At 33.7% G+C, this 19,394-nt stretch carries 16 protein-coding genes; 8 read left to right on the forward strand and 8 right to left on the reverse strand.

Translation table 11 applies throughout. The features are described 5' to 3' along the window. Positions 1–72 precede the first annotated feature (72 nt). The 4 genes from UABHE_RS27655 to rpsR form a co-directional block, all read right to left on the reverse strand. On the reverse strand, positions 73–390 hold the full coding sequence (locus tag UABHE_RS27655; protein WP_372366551.1) for a hypothetical protein: 318 nt from the start codon (positions 388–390) through the stop codon (positions 73–75). Positions 391–400: 10 nt separating this feature from the next. Then, positions 401–1,045 (reverse strand): SRPBCC family protein, encoded by a 645-nt coding sequence (locus UABHE_RS27660; protein WP_372366552.1) that lies wholly within the window; start codon positions 1,043–1,045, stop codon positions 401–403. Positions 1,046–1,161: 116 nt separating this feature from the next. Then, positions 1,162–2,364 carry a hypothetical protein gene (locus tag UABHE_RS27665; RefSeq protein ID WP_372366553.1) on the reverse strand — a complete coding sequence of 401 codons (1,203 nt, stop codon included), beginning with the start codon at positions 2,362–2,364 and terminating at the stop codon, positions 1,162–1,164. Positions 2,365–2,980: 616 nt separating this feature from the next. Then, on the reverse strand, positions 2,981–3,205 hold the full coding sequence (rpsR, locus tag UABHE_RS27670) for a 30S ribosomal protein S18 (RefSeq protein WP_151968157.1): 225 nt from the start codon (positions 3,203–3,205) through the stop codon (positions 2,981–2,983). Between the two features lie 299 nt (positions 3,206–3,504). Between rpsR and UABHE_RS27675 the strand changes: the two genes are divergently transcribed. Together UABHE_RS27675 and UABHE_RS27680 are read left to right on the forward strand one after the other, a co-directional pair. After that, positions 3,505–4,830, forward strand: coding sequence for a lyase family protein (locus UABHE_RS27675; protein ID WP_372366554.1), 1,326 nt, complete (start codon positions 3,505–3,507; stop codon positions 4,828–4,830). A 36-nt stretch (positions 4,831–4,866) separates the two neighbouring features. After that, on the forward strand, positions 4,867–5,688 hold the full coding sequence (locus UABHE_RS27680; RefSeq protein ID WP_372366555.1) for an ion transporter: 822 nt from the start codon (positions 4,867–4,869) through the stop codon (positions 5,686–5,688). A gap of 75 nt (positions 5,689–5,763) precedes the next feature. Here UABHE_RS27680 and UABHE_RS27685 read toward each other — a convergent pair whose 3' ends face one another. Both UABHE_RS27685 and UABHE_RS27690 read right to left on the reverse strand, forming a co-directional pair. Next, a complete protein-coding gene (locus tag UABHE_RS27685) occupies positions 5,764–7,443 on the reverse strand; it encodes a DUF2330 domain-containing protein (protein ID WP_372366557.1) in 1,680 nt (559 codons plus the stop codon). Between the two features lie 149 nt (positions 7,444–7,592). Next, the gene (locus UABHE_RS27690) at positions 7,593–8,159 is read right to left on the reverse strand and encodes a hypothetical protein (RefSeq protein WP_372366559.1); all 567 of its coding nucleotides are present in this window, start codon (positions 8,157–8,159) and stop codon (positions 7,593–7,595) included. 248 nt (positions 8,160–8,407) lie between these two features. On the opposite strand from UABHE_RS27690, the gene UABHE_RS27695 reads away from it, so the two are divergent. The 4 genes from UABHE_RS27695 to UABHE_RS27710 all read left to right on the forward strand — a co-directional run bounded on the left by UABHE_RS27695 (position 8,408) and on the right by UABHE_RS27710 (position 12,141). Beyond that, positions 8,408–8,737 carry a nucleotide pyrophosphohydrolase gene (locus tag UABHE_RS27695; RefSeq protein ID WP_372366560.1) on the forward strand — a complete coding sequence of 110 codons (330 nt, stop codon included), beginning with the start codon at positions 8,408–8,410 and terminating at the stop codon, positions 8,735–8,737. A gap of 121 nt (positions 8,738–8,858) precedes the next feature. Next, a complete protein-coding gene (locus UABHE_RS27700) occupies positions 8,859–9,704 on the forward strand; it encodes a hypothetical protein (RefSeq protein ID WP_372366561.1) in 846 nt (281 codons plus the stop codon). A 403-nt stretch (positions 9,705–10,107) separates the two neighbouring features. After that, positions 10,108–11,532: a M14 family zinc carboxypeptidase gene (locus UABHE_RS27705; RefSeq protein WP_372366562.1), complete on the forward strand. Its 1,425-nt coding sequence runs from the start codon at positions 10,108–10,110 to the stop codon at positions 11,530–11,532. Between the two features lie 165 nt (positions 11,533–11,697). Next, a complete protein-coding gene (locus tag UABHE_RS27710) occupies positions 11,698–12,141 on the forward strand; it encodes a nuclear transport factor 2 family protein (RefSeq protein ID WP_372366563.1) in 444 nt (147 codons plus the stop codon). Positions 12,142–12,147: 6 nt separating this feature from the next. Here UABHE_RS27710 and UABHE_RS27715 read toward each other — a convergent pair whose 3' ends face one another. Further along, positions 12,148–12,834: an endonuclease V gene (locus UABHE_RS27715; RefSeq protein ID WP_372366564.1), complete on the reverse strand. Its 687-nt coding sequence runs from the start codon at positions 12,832–12,834 to the stop codon at positions 12,148–12,150. A gap of 134 nt (positions 12,835–12,968) precedes the next feature. Between UABHE_RS27715 and UABHE_RS27720 the strand changes: the two genes are divergently transcribed. Both UABHE_RS27720 and UABHE_RS27725 read left to right on the forward strand, forming a co-directional pair. Further along, positions 12,969–13,811, forward strand: coding sequence for a peroxiredoxin family protein (locus UABHE_RS27720; RefSeq protein ID WP_372366565.1), 843 nt, complete (start codon positions 12,969–12,971; stop codon positions 13,809–13,811). Positions 13,812–14,227: 416 nt separating this feature from the next. After that, on the forward strand, positions 14,228–17,203 hold the full coding sequence (locus UABHE_RS27725) for a hypothetical protein (protein ID WP_372366567.1): 2,976 nt from the start codon (positions 14,228–14,230) through the stop codon (positions 17,201–17,203). Here UABHE_RS27725 and UABHE_RS27730 read toward each other — a convergent pair. Next, positions 17,183–19,303, reverse strand: coding sequence for a rhomboid family intramembrane serine protease (locus tag UABHE_RS27730; protein ID WP_372366568.1), 2,121 nt, complete (start codon positions 19,301–19,303; stop codon positions 17,183–17,185). The two genes, UABHE_RS27725 and UABHE_RS27730, sit on opposite strands and share 21 nt — an antisense overlap. Positions 19,304–19,394: the final 91 nt, after the last annotated feature.

Genomic DNA, 19,394 nt, shown 5'->3' on the forward strand with positions numbered 1-19,394 from the left:
TGCGTTTGCTCATCAACATAAATATATAAAGGAGAAAGAGTAGGAAATTGAAAAATTTGTAGCCCTTCCTATTTATAAATTACCCATAATAAGATCAATACTAATGCCAATGCCAGCACCTATAAGAAGTCCAACAATGGCAAATCCAATGCCTAGAGTAATCATTGCAAATGTATAGATAGAAAACGTCTTTATACCTGAGGATTCTTCCGACCATTTACTTCCTTTTGCGAAACCTCGGACAAGCCCATAAATAAAGCCAATTATTCCCCCAAGGCCACCACCTAGAAACACCATACAACAGCATGTTGATGAGCTACCGCAGGCAAGAGTAACTCCTTTTTCACTACCAAAATCTCCTGGCGTGCTTTTTATCGAAGTTTTTTTCATTAGAATTCCTTTATTTAGTTTTAAAGTACTCAGGGTTTGTTTGTTCAAGATTCTTGATGCGCTCGCGTAATTTTTTAACGATTACTTTTAAACGTTGTTTCATATAAGCATTGCTGAACCATACAGGAACCCACTGTGTTTCAAAACGTATCCGATACTCTAATAGAGTTTTATTTTCTGATTTATGGACAATCCATGCACCGCGATTAACTGCGATAACACCTTCTTCTTGTTGCCAATTTGATACATAAGTATTTGGTTCTTCTTCAAACCACACTTTATGCTTAAATTCATAAGTACCAAAAGGAAGTTCAAAAACTTGTTGCTGTTGGTATTTGTTGTCATCTAATTTTGTCACGACACTTTTTTTCACGTAAGGTAAATACTTTTCAAAATTCTTCTTGTCGCGAATAACTTTCCATACATGTTCTGCAGGAGCGTCTATAACTCCCCAAATAGCAATAGCATTACCATCAAAGGCACTGATAATATGCCCTTTAACTTTATTTCCAAGTTGAGAAACGGTATAATTAACTTCTTCAACCTTGTTTCCACTGTAGTAAGCCCAAATTACCATTGAGAAAACAAAAATCATCAAAATAATAATAATTTTTTTCAGACGTTTTTTCAATGAAGACTTTTCTTTTTCAGCCATTTTTTGCCCTTAACAAAATAATACCAACTCATTAATTCGAATAATAGTGTAGTAGACTATACTGTGTAGTATTCAAACTGTGTAAACGTTTAGTATCACAAAATTTTCTATAAAATTTAGTCTTCAGAAACGATTACAGTAACTTCATATTCCACAAAAGCATTGAAGCTTTTTGCATTAAATTGCGTAACATAAATTTCTATTGATGAGAAGCCCTTGCTTTCACTAGCCACAATTTTTGAAACTTTATGGTTTTTGACTTTTTTAAATTCATCTACTGCCAAGATTTCTTTTCCAAAATCAACACCAAAACGACCCGCACCAGTAGCTCGAAATCTCTTTGTCATTTTGCTAATTTTGATAGACGGATCAGGAACATAAGATAAAAGAACTTCTACATCTGTTTTTGATTTTGGGATACTTTCTGTTTCTACAATGATAATTCTTTTCCCTAAATGCGTTCCTAAATTTACATTTTTAATCTTATTTTTTCCTTTAACAACACTAGCTTCTATTTTATTAGAAGCCATGAAGTCAACCGGTAAAGCAAGACCAAAAATATTAGACTTTTGAACTTCTAGATTAAAAGTTTTTTTGTAAATCTTTGCACTAGAAGTATGAAGATGTAGAATACCAGCTTCAACTGTTTCCGAAGAAGGTTTTTCACTGTAAGTAAATCGTATTGTCACTTTTTGGCCTGACAATGACATTGGAAGAGGATAAATTTTACCCTTTGCCATTTGTTGTTTAAGTACAGTTTTTCTACCTAGAATCACAGTTGCTAATCCATCTTCTAAAGAAGAAATACCAACAATAGGTCTTTCTTTATTCGAAGCCAAGTTTTCTGGATTTACTACTGTTTGCTTTTTAGTAGTCTTGATTTTTTTAGGCACGATTTTGATAACAGAGACTTGCGCTTCTTTACCTTGCTTTGGTTGTTTTAAACTAACATGTGTCACCGCACCTAGGTCAACAGTTATATTTCGAAGACCAAAATCTTGAGGAGACAAGCACATCGATAAATGTGTACCATCTTTATTATCTTTAATCTTTAAAAACAATACATCTTCTATAATGAATGCGCTAAGAACATCATTTCCTTGGTCATTTGTCCATTGGCTATTTGCATTCTTAAAATCTTCTACAGAAAAATTTCCTGATAATTCCCACAAGCTACTTAAAACAGAACCGCTATCTCTATGAGAAAATAAAACATCTTCATTTGTTGATAATTCATTGATTTTCGAGTACACAGACTCTATTGATGTGTTTGCAAAAACACATCCAATAAATATCAAAAAACATAATAAACTCTTCATTTTTTAAACTTTCTAATAAAACATGTTAGAAATGTGGGCTAGACAAAAAACTAACCTTCCAAAATATTTAGTATAGTCTACAATAAATATTGTAACAAAAAGTACTGATATTGTATACACCAAACCAAGAACAACAAAGACTCCTGTCCCATTGATATATTGGAATTACAAAGGATTTTCAACCATCCAACGACTAATCTTCTATCGCTTAGAATCCTATAATAATGATTTGACAAGAAGCTTTAAAGCACTGAGTAACGAAGAGAAAAAGGAGGAAAGTAACAAAGAGAAAAAAAAATCCGGACTCTTTGATCTAAGTGACCCGCCAAAAGTATTTACCCATTGACATTTTGTTCTTTTAATTTCTAGCTTTGTTGCTCCTTAGTTACGCAGCTACAGCTGCGCGCCCTCGTCGCGCCTCGCTAGAAAATAAAAGCCCTGCACTCAACGGGTAACTACTTTTGTCAGATCACTTAGAATTGTTGTTTTGCGAGCAGAAATAATTTTTTGAATGTGGTTTTGAATTTTGCTAATTTTAAAATCGCAAAAAAAAAGATGTAATGAAATAATTCACTACATCTCTTTTAGCGTATTTTAAACATAGGTTTTACCAAACTTACTTATATGGTAGTAGTCCCATAAAACGAGCGCGTTTAATAGCTGATTTTACCATGCGTTGGTGTTTTGCTGAGTTACCAGATCTCTTACGAGAAAAAATCTTGCCTTGAGTTGTGCATAATTTTTGCAAAGTGGCAATATCTTTGTAATCTATAAAATCAATACCTTCTCTGGTAAAGCGGCAACGACTTTTTAATATTTTCTTTCTTGATTTCTTCGGCATGTTATAATCAAACCTTTCTAACTGATGGATTTGGGCCAAAATAAAATGTTCCAATTATACTGAAATTTTGTATTTTAGCTAGGCATTATAAATGTGGCATAGCCGTAGTTTTGTTAGCTTATAATAACAAGGCTATAATACAAAAGAGCAAGTAAGTGGGATAATTTACTTTGACCAATCCCTAAAAACATAATTGCTCTGATTGTCGAGCTACATATTCTATATTATTTCTCTGTAATATATAAGTTCTTTTTTGATTTTTCTAGCATATTTTTTTTTTTCTGAAAAAAGAGTTCAACATGTATTCAGCTATCTCCCCTTTAGAATTTCGCTATTTAAACTTTCCTGAGGCTAAAGAACTGCAAAAATATCTCTCAGAAGAAGGTTTTATATATCATCTAGCATTTGTCGAATCAAAATTAGTAGATACATATTCTCATTATGATTATTGTAAACCTGAAATTGCTGACGAAGTTCAAAAGTCTACGCATAAAATTACCGCAAAAGAGGTTTACGAAGAAGAGAAACGCATCCATCATCAATTACGAGCGGTGGTTAATTGTATGGGACAACACGTTTCCTCACAAGCTAAACCTTGGATTCATCTTGGCGCTACTAGCCACGACATAGTTTGCACGACAGATGCTTATCGTTTTAAGAAGTGCTCGCAGAACGTTTTACTTCCTCTTTTAATCGAACTACAAACAATTCTTATTTCACTAGCCGAACGCGAAAAAAATACAGTACAAATAGGAAGAACTCATGGACAACATGCAGTTCCTATTACTTTTGGTTTTACTATAGCCGAATATATTTCGCGCTTAGGAAATCGTATTGTTAAACTACAAGAAAGCACAAACGATTTACGTGGGCAATTTTCTGGCGCGGTAGGCGCATATAATGCTCAAAGCCTTCTTGTCAAAAACCCTATCGAGTTCGAAAAAACTTTTTTACAAAAATTAGATCTATCTCCTGCAACACACTCTACGCAGATAGTAGAACCAGAGTTTATGCTTGACTACTTACACGCTTGTATTTCAACTCTTGGAGTACTTGCAAATCTTAGTGATGATATGCGTCATTTGCAAAGAACAGAAATTGCGGAAGTAATGGAGAAAGTTTCACAAAAACAAGTTGGTTCATCTACAATGCCTCACAAACGCAATCCAATTCATTTTGAACATGTGAAATCTTTGTGGAAATCTTTTATGCCAAGAGTCACAACTGCTTATATGGATCAAATATCCGAACACCAACGCGATTTAACCAATTCAGCATCCGCACGTTTTTATGGTGAAATAGTTGCCGCACTTTATCTAGCGACAAGAAGGCTAAAACGAGTGATGAATAGTCTTATTGTCGATAAAGATTCACTAAAGCGTAACCTACAAATGGCAAAAGATAAAATCATTGCTGAGCCTCTGTATATTATATTGGCAAAAGATGGTCATCCTGATGCTCATGAAGCTGTTCGTCGTTGTTTTATTGAAAATGATGCGATCGAGAATTTAAATTTGAATGAGGAACAACGAGAAATTATCGCTAACCCTCAAAAATATATAGGATTTTCTGTAGAAAAAACCCAAAATGTTTGCAATTACTGGCGAGAAAAATTGGATATTTGAGTGAATAGAGCGTCAACACATACAGAAAGGTAAAAAATGGCAGAACCAACAAAAAACTCTTGGCGTTTCAAAATGCATGAAATTATTTACGAAGCAGATACTCCATCAGGAAAACTATTTGATGTTGTTTTACTTTGGGCGATAGCAGCAAGTGTTATTGTTGTTATGTTAGAAAGCATAAAAAGCGTTGAGGTTAATTATGGTGAAATTCTTCGCCAACTAGAATGGACCTTTACTATATTATTTACCATCGAGTATATCATGCGTATTATTTGCGTTGGTAAACCTTTTCGTTATGTTTTTAGTTTTATGGGAATTGTTGATCTATTGTCTATTGCGCCTACTTATATTAGTCTTTTTATCGCCGGAACTCAATCTTTATTAGTCATTCGCACAATTCGTTTGTTGCGTATCTTTCGTATATTTAAAATTGCTCGTTATCTTTCTGAAGCTCAAACTTTAGCTAGAGCTCTAAAAGCAAGTCGTCCAAAGATCACTGTTTTTCTAGGAAGTGTTGTTTCGCTTGTTATTATAGCAGGAACATTCATGTACTTGATTGAAGGTGAGGATAGTGGTTTTACAAGTATACCCAAGAGCGTATACTGGGCTATAGTAACACTAACAACTGTAGGTTACGGTGACATTGCCCCACAAACCCCCTTAGGACAAATGCTTGCCTCTATTATCATGATAATGGGTTATGCAATTATTGCTGTGCCAACAGGAATTGTATCTGTGGAATTGTCAAATGCTCAAAACAAGCCCGAATTAGTAACTACACAAGCGTGTCCTGAATGTTCTAAAGAAGGGCATGATGAAAATGCAGTTTTTTGTAAATTTTGTGGAGCTAAACTTTAGCAACAGTAGTGTCGTCGTGATTAGTGTTGCGGTCACGATTACACTACTGCGTAAAATAATTAAATTAAAAACCGTTTAAGTTTGTTCAGAATTTTTACAGTTCGCTACATTATATTTCTTCCAATTACGCACAATCATCCATAAACCAACTATAATATCTAGCCAACAGACAGAAGCCACACAAACGGCTGCTGTGTTAGATGAATAGTAAGAAAGGTTATCGCCATGTTTTTTTTTATTAAAGTGAATAGATATAACTACCGCGCTCAAGAGAATAGGTATGATATAAAAATTGACAACCAAAGTAAGAGCACTGTAGAGTATCACTAAACAACTCGCGATAATTGTAAAACGTACATGTGTGGAAAAAAACGCTAAAAATGCAAAAATAAAAAGTGTCCAAATGTAAATAGGACTCCAAATAGCATACAGAACTTCTGTTACCATTCCGTCGTATAACCTTCCACCGAAAGCTAAGTAGCCAGAAATTCCATCAGTCAATAGATTAAATTTTTGTTGATTATTTAATTCCTCAGGCATCGAGTACGGATTAAAACGTAGGTTTGTTTGAACTAGAATATCTCGTGGAAAATATCCAGAGATAACACTCATTGTCATATTGTGAATTTCTTCCAAGCCTTCCTTCACAATATCCTCATCGTTAATCGTGTATTCAGGATTTTGTTTCTGTCGTTCTTTTTCCTTTTGCTCTTTATCTAAAATAAGAGTATTGCGCTTTGCTGCCAAAACATCAAGAGCAAAAAGCTTGCGCGCAATTCCATTGACACTACGAATATCCGTTTGCTTCCAGGTATTATATGCTCTGCTTCTACAATCGTATAAACTACCTTTCATTATACGTAAAGGAATTTTTTCTGTAACATTTTTAAGTAGTTTTTCTCCAGAAATTTGCCTTACCACATATCCACTATCTAAACAATCAATTTTGACAGCCACATCCGTAAGCGCATATACTATATTTTCTACAGATTTACCATCATCTTGCACTCGCCTCTTAGAAAAGCTACTATTGAAAGTTGAAAGGCGCATCGGTACGATCATTTCTTCGCTGTAAAAACGAAAAGCCATTCCTTGCATGTATCCAAAAAAAGACTGACCACTCTGCAACCCAAATTGCGCTTGATTCATCCCTGGCTGCGGATCAATATTTCCTTTTGCACCAATACGAGCTTTTACAACAACAAAGCACCATTTCATACCAATATACTCGTTACATGTATTGTCCATACCTTTTGGATATTTGTAATTATTTTGTTCCATCCAATTCCTTAAAGCTTTAGCACTTCCAGCTTCTAATACTGCAACTTGGTACATGCCAATGCCTTCTTCTGACAACACATTAATATAATTTGAACTACGTCCTTTTTCTGAAACCTGGCTTAAAGCTGGAATCAAATTACTAAGAATAGAAGGTATGTACCTCTCAAGAGGCATCGATGGAAAAATTCTATATTCGGGCGGATCTAATGCAGCTGCAATATGAGAAAATACATCGTCTTCTACTTTGCGAATAGCAGGAGGAGATGGAAAAGGAATAATCATTCCGAAATCATTGAGTTTTCCGGAGAAACCTGGGCGTAAAACGATAGATTCTATTTTGTTTTTATAAAATACATATGTTCGTTGTATGCCCATACGTTCTATACCAGGTCCACTTGTAACCATTCCGCATGGATCTGCTCGTAAAGATACGAACAAAAAAAATAATAATATTGCTATGGTTTGTTTATACATATACTATTCTCCAACACAATGCGAAATTCTATAGTTCTCATAGAATTACTTTTGCCATTACTGATAAAAACGTCATCAAATTTTTGCCAAGTACTGTTATTGGTGTGAACCGCGAACCACGGTCCAGCGACAAAATAGTCGCTCTCTACTCACATTCGCAACCAAAAACGATCGTGACTTACACGTTTTATCGTTCCATTAAACTCTGCTTTAACGCCGTCTTTATCACTAAAAGCAACATGATGTTGTTTGTGGTTTAGAAAGATATTACCAAAGGTTTTGGAAAAAACAGGCTGTTTTTTTTCGTCGAGCATTCGCAACGAAAAACTAACCTTGTTTTTTTGCAATTCGTTTAACCCGCTTTTAGTCATGTGTATTTGTGGATGAGCTTTTAGATATAGAAGAGTTTGTTCACGGTGAAACAAAAGATAAGAAAAAGAAGCGTGGTTCGTAAAATTTGATAAACTTTGCAACTGAGTAATATGATAATGCAAGTCTTTATCAGTGGTTTGCGTAGCTACAGGATTAGCACATCCGGTACCACAGGATTTTGTTTGCATTGTAGAAGAAAGTATGTTGTTTTCAGGTTTTTGCGAATATATTCGAAACGGTTTTTCAATAAAAACAGAGTACTCGCTGTTTTGTTCACTATAACGAATATTCACAGTAAGTTGAAAGATTGAAATAGTAATAAATATAAGTGCAAGAAATTTCATAACAACTCCTACAAATAAAAAGTAAGCGATTTAACAAAGTTATAGATAAGAGGTGTTAACATTTACTTCTTTATGGTTTGTTTTCAGAGCTTCTTTTCTTTTTGAAAAAATACAACTTTGGCCTTTCAATGTATTTCACCACTCTCTAAAATAACCCAGATTGTATAACCCCAAATGTCAACACGCCCTACTTTTGTTGATCGTTTAAACATTTTAGTATTAATTCAATTTTAGTAAAAGGGAAAAACATGGAGCAAATCAAAAAAATCACACAAGGAATTATCGATTTTCGCAACGAACGAGACTGGGAACAGTTTCATAATTCAAAAGACCTTGCTATTTCTATTAATGTAGAAGCTAGCGAACTTCTCGAATTATTTTTATGGAAAAAACACAATGAAGTTGATATTGATAAACTAAAAGAGGAGCTGGCTGACGTATTTATTTGCTCTTTGATGCTGGCGGACAAACATGATTTAGATGTAGAGTCTATTATTGAAGAAAAAATGCAAAAAAACGCAAAAAAATACCCTACAGAAAAAGCAAAAGGAAATTGTAAAAAATATACCGAATTTTGATGCATAATAAAGGTATTACAGCCATGTTTTTCTCGGATCAAGTCATATTTATGTTATAATATAATAAGTAGTTAGAAAATCTAAAGAGCACTCTAAAAAAACTAGAGTAGGAGATTATACAATGATAAGAACATATTCTTTTTTGATATTTTCTTTTTTGCTATCTGTAGTATATAGCAGTGAGCACAAGGTAAATGTTTACTTACACAACGGTCAAATGTTTAGTGGTACAATAAAGGAAGATAAATTTGTAGAAGTATTTCGTTCTGGCTACGAAACCGCTTCGCAACAAAACTCTGAAATAAAACAACTTCTTCTTAAACAAAAAAAGTATGTTACTCAACAGCAAAAACTTCCGAGATCTTCGGGATTGCGTTTATGGTATGTAAACCACTCAAATGGTTATGTATTTCTTCCATATAAAAACATTCACGAAATAGTATGGATTAGTAAAGCCCAAAATGTAAAAGAAAAAGTAGAGAACAAAACACAAAAATTAAAAGAGCAATTTAACGCACGTTTAAAAAAGAAAATTATAGAAGAAAAACGTTTAGAAAAAGAGCGCCAAAAGAAAATAGCAACCCAAGAACCAGACAAAAAAGAAAAAGAACTTTTGCGATTGAGCAAAGAAGAAAAAGAAATACTAGAAGAATTTCCTCCAGGACCCGAATGGAACTTCGAAGAAAGAGCAAAAATCCACAAGCAGCTCAACTTTACACGAAATAATTTTACTGTGAGAAATATTAATGGTCGTAGAGTGATTCAAAAAAATCGGTTTGCCGGAGTGAATAAAAAAGAGCGAACATTTTACAAAAAATACGATTTGTGGACGAAGGCTTTAGAGAAAAAAACGAAAATAGAACAACAAAAGAAAAAACAGCAACAGTTAGAATTACCGTTAGAAAAAGAAAAGGCCGCACCACGCGAACAACAAGACGAAGTAGATCTAAGCAAACAAAAATATTAGAGTTGATAAATCATTGTTACTTAAGTGACCTGGCAAAAATAGTTGCTCAAGAGAATAAACTTTAATGGTAAATGTTTTTGGCGTGTCACTTAATTTTTTGTACGATCAATTTATACAATAATTCCAATTTCGATCGTTGGTATCGCGATGCTTGTTAGATTAGCCTTGCTGTCTAAAATACTTAAATTTGCTCAATTCTTGACAATGACACTAAAAAAAGTTAGTTTAAAACAAGGCTTGTGTTCTAAAAACTTTATCAAGTTACTTCGTTATTGTATTTTTCAGTATCAGTTTTACTTTTCTTGACAACTATGTTGTAGGTATTTAAAGCCCTACCAAAATAACTTCCGAGCAACGTAGAAACCAAGTAACAGATAAAAATTTTCATATCAGGGGAGTATATATGAGTAAATATATTCACATTTTGCTGGCAGCAATTTTGTTTGTTACCATTTCTGCTGAGCAATATTATTTAGTAACTGTAAAAGTGGATGATAGTAGTGTACAGGAGATTAGAGACCATCTTGAATCTAAAGGGTTTGATATCTCTGGTTACAACAAAGAAACGAATAGGTTAGAAATCATTACTGATACTCCACGTTTCTTAGAAAAAGAATGCTCTATTTTACAAAAGCGTAACATATTGTTTGAAATAGATGAAATTGTCAGTTCAGAATCTTATGAAAGCTACAGCAATAAACGTGATAATGCTGAAGATTATTATGGTCCTGAGCAAACATTAAATGAATTACAACAACTAGAAAAAACTTATCCTAAATGGGCGAAGTTGTTTAATTTAAATGAATGGTTAGGTCTTGGCTCCACTGTAGAAGGACGTTCTCTCTATGCACTTCAAGTAAGTTTAAACCCTGATTTAGTTGAAGATGAAGCAAAAATCGTCATTATTGGGCAGCACCATGCTAGAGAGTTAATGACCCATCATGCTGTTTTAGATTCAGCGAAAGACTATTTGAAGCGCGCACAACAAGGTGATGCAAAATTTCTTTCTGCTTTAGAAAACAGTGCTGTATGGTTTGTTCCCGTCGTCAATCCTGATGGATTAGCGTATGTATTTAGCAACAACAGAATGTGGAGAAAAAATCGCGCGCGTAATAATGATGGCTCTCAAGGAGTAGATTTAAATCGTAATTACAGCTTTAAATGGGGAGCTTGCGGTTCTAACTCAAGCAATGGTAGTAGCGATATATTTAAAGGCCCTTCTCCTCAATCGGAGTCTGAAGTAAAAGTAATGGATCGCTTAAACGCAAAACTACAAGCGCAGTACATTATATCTTACCACAGTTCAGGCGACGAAGTTCTATATCCATATCGTTGCGGTTTTATGGCAGAAGCAAATGTTTACAACGACATTCGCGATCGTTTAGCAAATCATGTTGGATTTGGTAAACGAGTAGCTTCTTCTTCTGGAGAAGACTTTGAGCATCACTACGGCTTGTACGGATCTATTTCCTTTTTACTAGAAATTGGTAGTTCTTTTCAACCATCTTTTTCTACATATGAAAATAGAGTGTGGCCATCTGTACAAAAAGTACTTCCTTTTATGCTAGATGAACTAACCAAACCACATGTACATATTAAAGTACTCGACAAGGATACAGGAAAACCATTAGCAGCTTCTTTAAGTATTACAGAAATTAATTTTAAAGAGCAAGAACAAAGAATAGCTGATGAACATGGAAGTTATCGTTGGCGATTAGTTCCTGGTAAGTATAACTTATCAATCAAAATGGCGAAATATAAAGAACACAAAATTATTATTCAAGCTGGTGGACAAAAATCTAACTATTTTGTTGAGTTAGAAAAATAAAATAATTTTGCCATAAGATTAATTACTATTGCTGATTATATTAGGAGGGCGAGATTTGCCCTCCTAATATTTACTCATTAACACTTTGTTCTTTTAATTTTTAGTTTTATCAGGTCACTAGTACAAGAATTCAGGTTAGGGCGTACCACTACTTTGGAGGCTTTTGTGAAAAAAGCACATTATATATTGGTTATGTGTTTATTACTCTGTGCTTGCAGTGTAAAAAAAGAGAATGTTAGTCACGACATAGAACCATTCTTGAACAAATATTTTACTTCTTGGTCGAATAATAACATGCAGGTATATAGCTCTTTGTTTCACGAAAAAGCAGTTATTATCTATATAAAGAACGGTACTATAAACAAAAAACAAAATCTCAACACTTTTGTAAAAGGTCAAAGTACGTATTTAGCTAAAGAAGTTGGAAACGTACGTGAAACAATGACTTCTTTCACAGCAAAGGAAGACAAAAAAAGCGCATCTGTTGTCGTTAAGTGGCTTTTTGAAGAGAAAGGGCATCCACCTGAAACAGGTATTGACCACTTCCTACTTATACGTAACAAAGAAAAACAGTGGAAAATAGCTTCATTAGTTTGGTATAAAGATTAGATGCTGTTAGTTGTCCTTTTTTTTGCGCAACTTAGAACACAAATGGTGTGCATAAAACACTGGTAATGGTAATCGATTATTACGCGAAGAAAGTTCAAAAATGATTTTTTGGGCTGTATCTAGGTCGCATAAATTTCCGACGGAGGCATAAACAGGGGGAGCTTTCTTTTGTGTTCGTAGAGCTAGACCCATAACACGCCCGTTATCGTCAGTTACGTTAGAAAAAGCCCCTCGCTCTTCATCGAGTTCACCTTGATTACCAATAAAAAATGTTTTTGCACAGCCAATTGTTGGACGCTCAAAGCACAATCCCATATGGCACGCTAAACCAAAACCACGAGGATGTATTTGGCCATGACCATCTACAATAATTAAGTCTGGCTCAATACTTAGTTTTTTAAACAATTCAATAAGACATGGGGCTTCTCGTAGCGCCAATAGACCACTTCGGTAAGGAAATTGGGTATAACCACTCCAAGTAGCTTCTTCAATAATTTCTTTCGTTTCGCGATCAATTACCACAACAGAAGCGTAGGCTTCATTTGTTTTACCAACATAAGATACATCGGCTCCAGCAATAGTTTTAATTTTGTTTTGTGGAGGAGACATTTGTACTTGCGAAGCATATTTTTCCTGCATGGAAAATGCAATCTCAGGCTCGTAAGGTATTTCTAATATATTGGGAATATTCATACAAATCTTTCTATTCTTAGGACATCCTAAAATTATTATTCACTTAGTAATAAAAAAAACTTATAATTTTAATAAATAGTCTGTTTCTAGAACAGACTTGGGTTCTAAAATACAATTTATATCGAGGAAATAAAATGAAATATTTCGTTATTTTAACTTGTTTGTGCCTCACTAGTTGCACTTTAAATGTGCCTCCAAAATCGTCAGGTATTCCAAAAGATGCATTTTTAAAACATTCAGAAGTACTGCAACAAACACAAGTAAGAGTTGCTAACTTAACACGAAGAGTCGACGTTTTAGAAAAAAGTAATTCAGATTTACAATCGAAAGTAAATTCATTTAGGCAACAAATGGGTAGCGTACAACAAGAAACTCAAGTACGTCCTATACAATATACCATTCCAAGTGCTCAACCTCCACAAACTTGGACGAGTAACCAAAAAAAGATGATTACCAATTTAGTAAAAAAATTCGAAAATAGTGATGAGAAAAAAACCCCAAACAATGAGCTTATTGGCAATAAATTTCCTTTTTTGCGTTTTGTAAATTCGAATGGTGAAGTTATTGACCTTAGCGAATTTACTCCTAACAAAAAATTAGTGCTTGTCGTTTTACGCGGATTTGCTGGCAGTGTATGTTTAGTTTGCTCATCGCAAACAATTGCGCTTAGTAAGCATATCAAAAAATTTCATGAAAAAAATGCTGAAGTTATTCTTGTTTATCCTGGAGAAATAGATACAATTCCACATTTTATTGCTTCAGTTCAAAATGTTGAAGAAGGTTTCGACTTACCTTTCCCTGTCGTTTTGGACGCTGATTTAAATCTAGTAAACGAATTCAAAATAAACGGTAGCTTAGCAAAGCCATCAACTCTTATCATTGATGAAGACGGAATTGTACGTTACGCATACGTAGGTAAACATCCCGGTGATCGACCAGCAATACCTAGTTTACTAAAAGTAATTGATGAATTTTAAAGTTGTAGAAGCTTCTTGATAAATGTAAAGTACAAGGATGAGAGTATTCAAATTTGTAAGATTTGGACAAATGACTTTCAGTTACAAAATTGTAACTGAAAGTCTCAGTATTACTCTACCTTTAAACAGTAAGTTATATATTTTAAAGCCATACCTATTTATAAAAAATAAAAAATATTGCTATTTTCAACATACTTCTTTTATACTTTTAAGTAGCTAACAAAAACACTCGCACATCGAAACTTACTCTTCTTTTTTTAGTAAGTTGTAGTCATGACGTATCTTGCTAAAAAGAATCCTACGTTTCGGTGGGTATGCCAGCACGTCCTAAGTAACCTAGTAATGAAAAGAAATACAAGGTAAGATAAAGAAAACCAAAAAAATCCCAATAACAAGAAAGTTAAGGTTCTGTAAATATGAAAGCCCTCAGGTGGATTATTATATTAATACATGGTTTAGATGTTGACGGTACAGAAGAAATTGGTTTTATAGGGAAACTAATCGAGGATAAAAACCCTGATATAAATTTTGAAGACTTATCTTATATTTCCTACTACGAACTCAACAACAACGACAATATATTTAATGTTGAAGTGGTCTCTGGCATTCTAACAACCACAATTCCTACGCCAATTAATGCAGTAGAAAACGAAGAAAATGCACTAACATTTATCGAAGACTACTACAGTTTATTGTTAGAAAATAAAGAATACGAAATAGGGTTTGATCCATTTATAGAAGGAGAAATCCGCGGGTTTCTTTTTTATCTTTCTCCTTATGAACCAAGTGTTACAACAAGAAATATGGTTCAGAAAGTGAAGGGAAGCAATAAGACTAAACTTCCCCCTATTGGCAGAAACCAAGCAGATGTTACCAGTCGTATAGCAACGGATACGGAGAATACTAATTCACAAAATGAATGGACATCTTTTGTTGAAGAAATTGGTGTTGAACAACCAGTTGACGAAAATAATCTAACTGCAAATTTGCCAACAAGTAATGCGGGCCTCGATAGTGATACTACCAAAACTAATGATGAACACAGTGAATGGAATTCTTTTGTAGAAGATGTTGCTCCTCAAGAAGACGAAGTAGTACCAGAGCATCCCACTGTCGATTCACAAAGTCAAGATGAACATAGTGAGTGGAACTCTTTTATGCAAGATGTTGCTCCTCAAACAGAGGAAATAGAAACAACGCCTCCTGTTGTAAACACTGCACCCCAAGATCAACATAGCGAATGGAATTCTTTTGTGCAAGATGTTGCCCCTCAGGAGGAAGAAGTAGAAGCAGCACCTCCTGTTGTACATTCAACAGCCGAAACAGAGCATAGCGAGTGGAATTCTTTCGTACAAGATGTCGCCCCTCAAGAAGACAAAGTAGAACCAGTAGTTTCAGAGGAACCTGCTTCAACTCAAGCAGTAGAGCATAGTGAATGGAATTCTTTTGTGCAAGATGTTACTCCTCAAACCGAAGAAGTAAAACCCGTGGTTTCAGAAAAACCTCCTGCAACCGAAGCAGTAGAACATTCAGAGTGGAACTCTTTTGTACAAGATGTAGCAGAAGAACCACAAAAAACAGTTACAGATAACTATGCAACTCCTATTGTTTCAGAAACATCACGCGACAACGTTAAAGAAGAGCCACAACGTACTGTTTATAAAAATCCTCCGACAAGACGATTGCAAATACCAAATATACCAGCTGTTGAAAAAAAGCCAGAAAAAAAAGAAGATTGGGATGAATTTTTGGGAGCTTTATCTAGTGAAGCCCAAAAAGGCGAAGCTCAAAAAGCCGAAACCACAGATAAATCAAGACAAACGCAACAAAAAGTATTTCCAAGTAGAATACAACAAACTCAGCAAAGACCTTTTACACCAAACAAAGAAAAAAAACAATCTCTATCACCTACACCAGTACCTTTTGCAACAAAAGATAAAAATACCAACACCACAAAAACATATACTGGCAATGTAGAACCACGTAGAGCTTCTCGTATACATGTTCCCCCTATTCCCAAGGTTACGCCACATAAAAAAGCACCAAAGAAAGTAGATGTCATGTTCGACGATGACATCAAAAGCAAAAAAAAGAAAATACCCCGCCCAAAGAAAAAATCATTTTTCCGAAAAATGGTGAATTTTTTAATCTTTGTGATATTTCTTTCTGGAGGTTCTTTTGCCTATTTATGGTTCCAACACCCTATCATCGCTCAAGATGTATTAAAGCAATCGCAAAAGTATATTGATATTGCATATGCTAAAATTTTAGAACTAAGAAGTGGCGAAAAACCTATATCTAAACAAGAACAACAAGCTTTTCTAGTTCTAGAACGAAAGATTAATAGCCAACAACAAAATTACTTTGACAACCTCAATGAAATTGCTAAATTTTCTCAAAAATATAGTAACTCTATAGAATTACAAAAATTAAGAGGTAAACAAATAAAAGAAGTTACTCAAAAACTAACAAACAAAGTAAATGAACTTAAAAGTATTAATCATTTCAAGCAAACAAAAACTCTACTGGATAAATACCAAAAGTCACCTGGTTTAGAAACAATTTGCATTAATCTTAACAAAAAACTAATGTTTTACGCTCAAGATACAACAAAAAAATTAATACATATTTCACAAAAAGATGCAGAAAAAGCAGAGTTTAAGAAAGCACTTTCTTGGCTAAAAAACAAAAATAATAATATGTTACCGCAAATGCTTACTACACTGAATAAATCAAAGAAAAACATGCTACTTTTATTTCTAACAAAACATATCAAACAAAAAAGCTTCGCAGAAGGAGTTGCGAAACTTCGAACGTTTTTAAAGAAAAAAGTGGATCATAAAGCAATCAAAACTGAAGTGTTTATATTGCGATTAATACACGCAGAAGCTATTTTATACATGGACAAAGCTGATCGTGACCAAGAAAATTACCAAAATGTCCGTAAAGCAACGACAAAATATAAAAACATTTCACCTTATGTAGCCAAAAATATAATTGCCCTTCAACGAGATATTCAACTACATTACGAAGGACGTGATCTTCTAATGAACGGGTTACAAAAAGCAAATAAAAAGGGTAATTACTCTTTAAGTGTTAGAAAAAAAGGTAAAGTATATAATCTCAATGGAAAATTGTTCTATAAAAAAGGACGAGTTGTTATAATTAACAACAAAAAAAGAAGATCTTTTCCTTTGCAAATACTTACTCTCAAGTCCTTAATGCAAGTTTTTGATGATGGAGTAAGAATAAACGTTTCTCTCAATAAACGTTACTACGAAATAGGTCTATTTTTACTACGTTACAAAGAATTTAATGAAGCACAAAAAGCATTCGATGCTTGTAATAAAAAAGACCTTGGTAAACAAAAATCAGAATTTTATCGATTCTAAAATATTCATCTTCATCGATTGGTATTTTTGGTACGAATTGTTTGCAAAAATAAAAGTAACAAAATATGCTTTTTTTCCATTCGAATAAAAATACCAATCTTCGCGCAAGTTAACTTGCTTCTTTCTTATATTTTCGCTGTAAGATATTTCGTATAATTGCCACATATTATTATTGATGTTTTGTTTTGTTATTTCACTTACTTTTATATTTTTGTAATACTGAAGTCTAAGTAGTTTTTTCGCAACGAGAATATTCTTTTGCGCTTCATCACACACTACAAAATGAATAAAAGCTTGTGCATATTTTAATTCACTATCAATAGAATAACGATCAAAGTACTGATACTCTTGGGAAGATTTTTTATTTTTTTGTGCGTATGATTTCCAGCTAAATGGTAAGTCTAGTTGCATACCTTGTATCTTTTTGGGAACCGTTTTTAGATGATAGGGATATGTAGAATATTTATTGTAAATATTAAAATATGTTGTAAATAGTGCCATACCAACAATAACAAGAAGAGCATTTTGTAGATAGTGTCCAAATTGAATAGATTTTTTTTTGTCTAAAAGAAATGCTAATACAAAACCTGCCACTATACCAGCAAAATGGGCAGCATTATCAATAAAATCGAAGAAAAAACTCATTCCAATCATCGCAGAAATCATGAACAAAAATGAAAAAATATAATGCTTACGTATAGCAGGGTGCATTTTTCCGCAAAACAAAAAATAATAGGTATTCACTCCCAATAAACCACAAACAGCTCCAGATGCACCAACAGACATTGATATCACTTCGTGCGTTGCAAAACTAATTACCGCTGCAAAAATCCCCGTCGCAAAGTAAATCAACGTAAATTTTTTCCAACCATATAGACCTTCTACTAGCTTACCAAATAAATGCAGCCCTAGCATATTGAGTGCAATGTGCAAGTAACCATAGTGTAAAAATAAAGATGAAATAAAACGCCAATATTCTTGTTGATGTTCTACGATAAGAAAATCGTTACTCCCCAAACGTGTTAACGTTAAAATATCGGTGCTTCCACCCAAAATCTCGCTTAACAAAAATATGATGCTATTTGTAGCTATTATCATCCACGTAACAACTGGTACAGTATGAACAATTTCAAATGGTTCTTTTTTATTCATTTTCATATATGTTTTGGGTTGTAACATAAGATTCTCTAGTTTTTTTAACAAGTCTTCGTTAGGAGAATCAATGTTTTTTTGTTCTGTTAAATACTGTATTTGTAAATTAATCTTTGGAATAGCTCTAGTATCGCAGTGTGACAAAGAATTATCCCAGCATTCTTTTGCTTTCTGTGGTTGATTTTGAAAACGGTAGAAAATACCTTCCGCATACTGCCATTTCCATAAAGGCAAAAACTCTTTACATTTCTCTAATTCTTTTATATTGCCTGTGTAGGCACAAAAAAGGCTTCGCGCTTCATATAACTCTTCTTTTAAGGTTTCAGGAGAAGACTCTAGAACGATAAGGAACTGTGCTGCTTTATCAAGCCGATTTTCCTCTGCATACACTTCGACCATATGACGCAACGAAATATGAACTGCTCCTTGTAATTCATCTTCAAAAACACTAATAGCTTTTTTGTTTAACCCTTTATAGCTAAAACATAAGAGAAGGAATGTATGGAAAAACGAATGAAATTGTTGTGGTGCTTGTGACAATTGCTCTTGGGTGTATGTAATACATTCCTCTAATTTATTTTGGGAAAGTAAGCGCAAAGACTTGAAAACATTTCGTTCATATTTATGGATAGGAGCCCAAGTGATCATGTAACGAAGAGAGCTATAAAAATAAATCTTGTTCGAAGGCTTTCGATGATTTTGCATACCGCGATAAATCATTTTAGCTAGAATACCAGGAACAACGCCAAGAATAACAAAGACAAAACCATTAAGAATGGTCAGATAAAAATTATATTTATGAGGAAAAACTAAAGGTATTACACTTAGAGTAGTTGCAACAACAATAAAAACAAGATAATAGCGATAAGACTTTACGTTCTTAATTAGATAAGATAACAAGTAAAGATAATTGAGCAAAAATATTGTATTAGTAAATTCAAAATCCACAATTGACTTCCTACATTTTGTAAAGGACATTTGTTATTGGAGTTATAAAATAACAATTTTTGTTGATAAGTTTAACCAAAAAAAATAGAAT

Origin of the sequence: Candidatus Uabimicrobium helgolandensis, from assembly GCF_041508025.1 — a bacterium.
GTDB lineage: Bacteria > Planctomycetota > Uabimicrobiia > Uabimicrobiales > Uabimicrobiaceae > Uabimicrobium > Uabimicrobium helgolandensis.